Here is a 4,397-nt window from a genome sequence, read left to right on the forward strand (position 1 = left end):
AGACCTCGGCGCCGACTTCGACGATCTCGCCCGCGGCTTGATAGCCGACGATGTGCGGACTGCCGGCCATCTGGCCGCCGCCGCGATTCAGCGTGTCGCCGCCCTCGATGCTGACGGCTTCGACGCGGATGACCACACCCTGGGGATGACAGACCGGGTCCGGAACGTCCTCATAGCGAAAGACGTCCGGCGCCCCGGTCTCGTAGTACACGGCGGCCTTCATGCCGTTGCTCCCTATCGTTCTTATGGGCCTTAGGGCCTACTTCTCGGGGTCCTTCAGGGCGTCGTAGACGAGCTTGGCGCTGTCGTCGTCGATGTCCTTGATCGCTGGATCGCCGTCCTTGTTCAGGATGTGGATCATGCCCAGGAAGAAGAGGTCGTTCTTCGGGTCGATCCAGAACCAAGTGCCAGCGGCGCCGCCCCAGCTGAACGTCCCATCGCCTTGCGGACCCGCCTTGGCGCTGTCGAGCACGACGGCGAAGTCGAGACCAAAGCCTCGCCCCTTGGCCGTGTTGAACGGCGGGACGTCGGCGTTCATGATCGTGTCGCTGAGGGCGTTGGTCCGCATCAGCTTGACGGTCTCGGACTTCAGGATCCGCTTGCCGTCCAGCGTTCCGCCGTTCAGCAGCATCTGGGCGAAGCGGGCATAGTCGGCGTTGGTCGAAACCAGGCCGCCCCCGCCCGAGGCCATGACCGGAGGCTTGGTGATGTCCAGCACCATGAAGCCGCTAGCCGGGACCAGCTTCTGTTCCTTGGGGCTCCACAGGTAGAGCGAGGCCAGGCGGTCCATCTTCTCGGCCGGCAGCCAGAAGCCGGTGTCGGTCATGTTCAGCGGGTCGAAGATCCGCGTCTTCATGAAGTCGCCGAGCGACATGCCCGACAGCTTCTCGACGATCAGCCCCTGGATATCGACGGAAACGCTGTACTTCCAACGGGTCCCGGGCTGGGCGACCAGCGGCAGCTTGGCGATGTTGTCGACGAACTCCTGCTGCGTCCGCGCCGCCAGCACGTTGCGGGCATAGGCCTTGTCGATCGGATTGTCAGGGACCAGGCCGTAGGCGAAGCCGCCCGAGTGGCTCAAGAGCTCGCGCATGGTCGGCGGACGATCGGTGGGGACGGTGTCAAACGAGCCGTCGGGATTCACGGCCTTGAAGACGCGCAGGGAAGCGAATTCCGGGATGTACTTGCTGACCGGATCGTCCAGCTTCCACTTGCCCTCCTCGTACAGGATCATCATGGCCACGCCCGTGACCGGCTTGGTCTGGGAATAGATCCTGAAGATCGTGTCCTTGGTCATCGGCGGGCCGTCGAAGCCCTTCTTGCCGTGGACCTGATAGTTCACGACCTTGCCATGCCGGACTAGCATCGTGGTCACGCCGGGGAGATGGCCGGTATCGACCAGGCCCTGCATGTGGGCGTCCAACTTGGCGAGGCCCTCTGACGTGAAGCCCACGCTTTCAGGAGCCGCCGCGACGAAAGCTGCCGTCTTAGGAGTCGCCGCAATCGCGGGGCCGCCCGCGAGCATGGTCGCGGCCAGAACCGTCCCGACCAGTCTACGAAACGCCAAACCACCCTCCCGAACATATGTTTGACACGACCTTAGAGCGCGCGCCCCTGCGTTGAAACCGCTTTTTGAACGGCCATCGAGCGCCCTCCACCGTCGCTTCCAACGGTGAAGGTTATTTAATGCTGAGCCCGATTGACCGAACAGCGTTCATGTATATTTTTTACTGCACGAGGGATTACGAAATAGACATGTTAGGCAACCGATGGCCACGCTCGCCAATCTGATCAGCATCTATCGCAACGTTCATCGCGTCCCCACCGATGCGGAACTCCCCGCCGACGTGACCGCTCAACTGAACATGATGGCCGGCGGCATCGACGCCGCGCGCAACGGCATGATGGGCGATGGCTGGACCTACGCCTCCGCCGTCCAGTGGATCATGGACAGCGCCAAGGCGACGACCGCCGTGGCCGTGATGGCCTACGGCTTCATCGCCGATCTGCCGCTGAACACGGCGGGATTGGACTATCTGGTGTCCCCAGCGGGCGGGAATCCGAACAACCTGAACAGCGCCTACTACGCGAAGTTCGACACCACGAACCGCTACATCAACTTCGCGGTCAGCTTGGCGAAGAGCGGCGAAGGCCGCGCCAACTTCATAGAGACGTACGGCGAGAACGGGACGATGTTCGCGACGCTTCAGAAGGCTTATCTGAAGCTATTCGGCGTCTCCCTGTCGCACGATGCGACCCTCGATTATCTGGATGCGGAAGTGCCCAACGGCCGCGGCGGGACCTATACGCGCGGAGAGTATTTCGTCGAGTTGGGCGGCGACGGCGGCAACGGGATCGGCAGCCGCGCGGCCATGGTCGGGGCCCTGATGGCCGAAGCCATGAAAAGCGGCCAAGGTCCCTACGCGGACGCCGTGCGCGCCTACCTGAACGAGGTCGCGGTGACCGGCAAGGGTGTTCCCTTCGCTCACTTCTATTCGATTTATGGCGCGGGCGGCGATCACGCGCAGGGCGGTCCCTCTGACCCGGGCCTGCCGGGCGAGAGCGCCCGCTTCGCCCATGACTGGAACGTCGACGCCTATAATCAGGAACCTGACGATAACACCCACGTCCTGGCCAGCGACGGCAATGACGTGATCAAGCCTATCATCACCGATGGACCGGGCGGGCTCGACGCCGGCAAGCACATCCGCACGGCCGGCGGCAACGACATCATCATCGTCGACAACGGCGTCGTGCGCGGCCTGATCGACGCGGGCAAGGGCAACGACTCGATCTTCCTAGAGAAGTTCGACGGTCGCCTCATCACCGGCGAAGGCTACGACAACATCGACATCGGCTCGTTCGCCAGCCTGCATCTGTCGAACGGCAAGGTGACCGACATCGCGGTCATCGAGGACTTCCAAAAGGGCTTCGACATGCTGACCTTCGCCGGCGCCGCGGGTCCCGGCGAAAAGAAGCAACTCTATTTCGTCGCCACCGCCACGTTCGACGACGCCCTTACGGCCTATGCTAGCGCGACGGCCGCCAACAGCAACACCGTCTTCGAATGGAACGGCGACACCTATGTCTTCCACCAGAACGGTCTGCTCGGGCTCGACGCTGGCGATGGCCTGATCAAGCTGGCCGGCGTCACGGGCCTCAAGGTCAGCAAGGTCACCGACGGCGGCGACCTCTTGTTCGCGGCCTAGGATCTTCAGCCCTCCAAGGCCACGACGGAGCTCCCCTCGCTCGGCGGGGGAGCTTTTTCGTATACGCGATGGTCGTCGCTATCGCGCCACGGCCGGCTTGCTCAAGGTCTTGGCCGGATGCTGTCCCGACTGCGGTCCAAGAGCGACCTCCGTCGGCCGCTCGATCGCTTGATAGACAAGGCTACGCGACTGAGCGTCCAGACCAGGCCCCACGCCGCCCAGGCGCTGGATCATGCCGATGAAGAAGAGATCGTTGGCCGGATCGATCCAGAACCAGGTGCCGGCGCTGCCGCCCCAGCTGATCGTGCCGGGGCCCACGGGCGCGCCAGAGGCGGCCGGATCGACGGCCACCGCCACGTCCAGGCCATAGCCCATGCCTGCCGCGAACGGGAAAGGACGCGGCCCCGGCTTCAAGACGCCCGTCGTGCCGTTTGTCGTCACCACGAAGCCTGGCGGCAGGTGGTTCTGGGTCATCAGGGCCACGGACTCGGGCTTCAAGATCCGTACGCCATCGAACTCGCCCTTGTTCAAGATCATCTGAGCGAAGCGCGCGAAGTCGCCGGCGGTCGACAACAGGCCGCCGCCGCCCAAAGGCGCGGCCGGCAAACGGCTGACGTCGCGCCAGGCGCCTTCGACGGCGGGAACCAGCTTTCCCGTGACCGGGTCGGCGTCGTAGAGCGCCGCCAGCCGCCCCATCTTCTCGGCGGGCACATAGAAGGCCGTGTCCTTCATGCCCAGCGGCGCGAAAATGTGCTCCTCCATGAACACCGGCAGGCTCTCGCCCGACAGCTTCTCGACGATGTAGCCCTGAATGTCGGCGGCGACGCTGTAGCGCCAAAGCTGACCCGGCTCCGAGAACATCGGCAGGCCGGAGACCTTGCGCACCAGTTCCTCCAGCGACCCCGACTGAAGGACGCCCGCCTGATAATAGGCCTTGTCCGGAGGACTACTGGGATCGTCCGCGATGCCGTAGGCGAAGCCCGCCGTATGGGTCATCAGCTCCCGCATAGTCGGCGGGCGCGAGATGGGAGTGAGGATCGGCTGCCCCGCCGCATCGACGCCGCTGGCGATCCGCAGATTGGCGAATTCCGGCACGTACTTGCTGATCGGGTCGTCCAGCTGCCAGAGACCCCGTTCGTACAGGATCATCATCGCCACGCCGGTGACCGGCTTGGTCTCCGAACGGAT

The 4,397-nt window shown here is 64.2% G+C and carries 3 protein-coding genes and 1 pseudogene; 1 reads left to right on the forward strand and 3 read right to left on the reverse strand.

The genetic code is table 11. The features are described 5' to 3' along the window. Positions 1–223, reverse strand: a pseudogene (locus Q0379_RS00495) (zinc-binding alcohol dehydrogenase family protein); the annotation flags it as partial. A 36-nt stretch (positions 224–259) separates the two neighbouring features. Then, the gene (locus tag Q0379_RS00500) at positions 260–1,567 is read right to left on the reverse strand and encodes a serine hydrolase domain-containing protein (RefSeq protein ID WP_299002972.1); all 1,308 of its coding nucleotides are present in this window, start codon (positions 1,565–1,567) and stop codon (positions 260–262) included. 202 nt (positions 1,568–1,769) lie between these two features. Between Q0379_RS00500 and Q0379_RS00505 the strand changes: the two genes are divergently transcribed. Next, a complete protein-coding gene (locus Q0379_RS00505; protein ID WP_299002974.1) occupies positions 1,770–3,209 on the forward strand; it encodes a hypothetical protein in 1,440 nt (479 codons plus the stop codon). Between the two features lie 78 nt (positions 3,210–3,287). Here Q0379_RS00505 and Q0379_RS00510 read toward each other — a convergent pair. Beyond that, the coding region (locus Q0379_RS00510) for a serine hydrolase domain-containing protein (protein WP_299002976.1) at positions 3,288–4,397 on the reverse strand (1,110 nt) is incomplete at its 5' end.

The sequence above is a fragment of the uncultured Caulobacter sp. genome, from assembly GCF_937900395.1.
GTDB lineage: Bacteria > Pseudomonadota > Alphaproteobacteria > Caulobacterales > Caulobacteraceae > Caulobacter.

Coding starts and splice junctions, on each gene's coding strand:
- Q0379_RS00505 (WP_299002974.1), top strand. CDS start 1,770: ATGGCCACGCTCGCCAATCTGATCAGCATCTATCGCAACGTTCATCGC.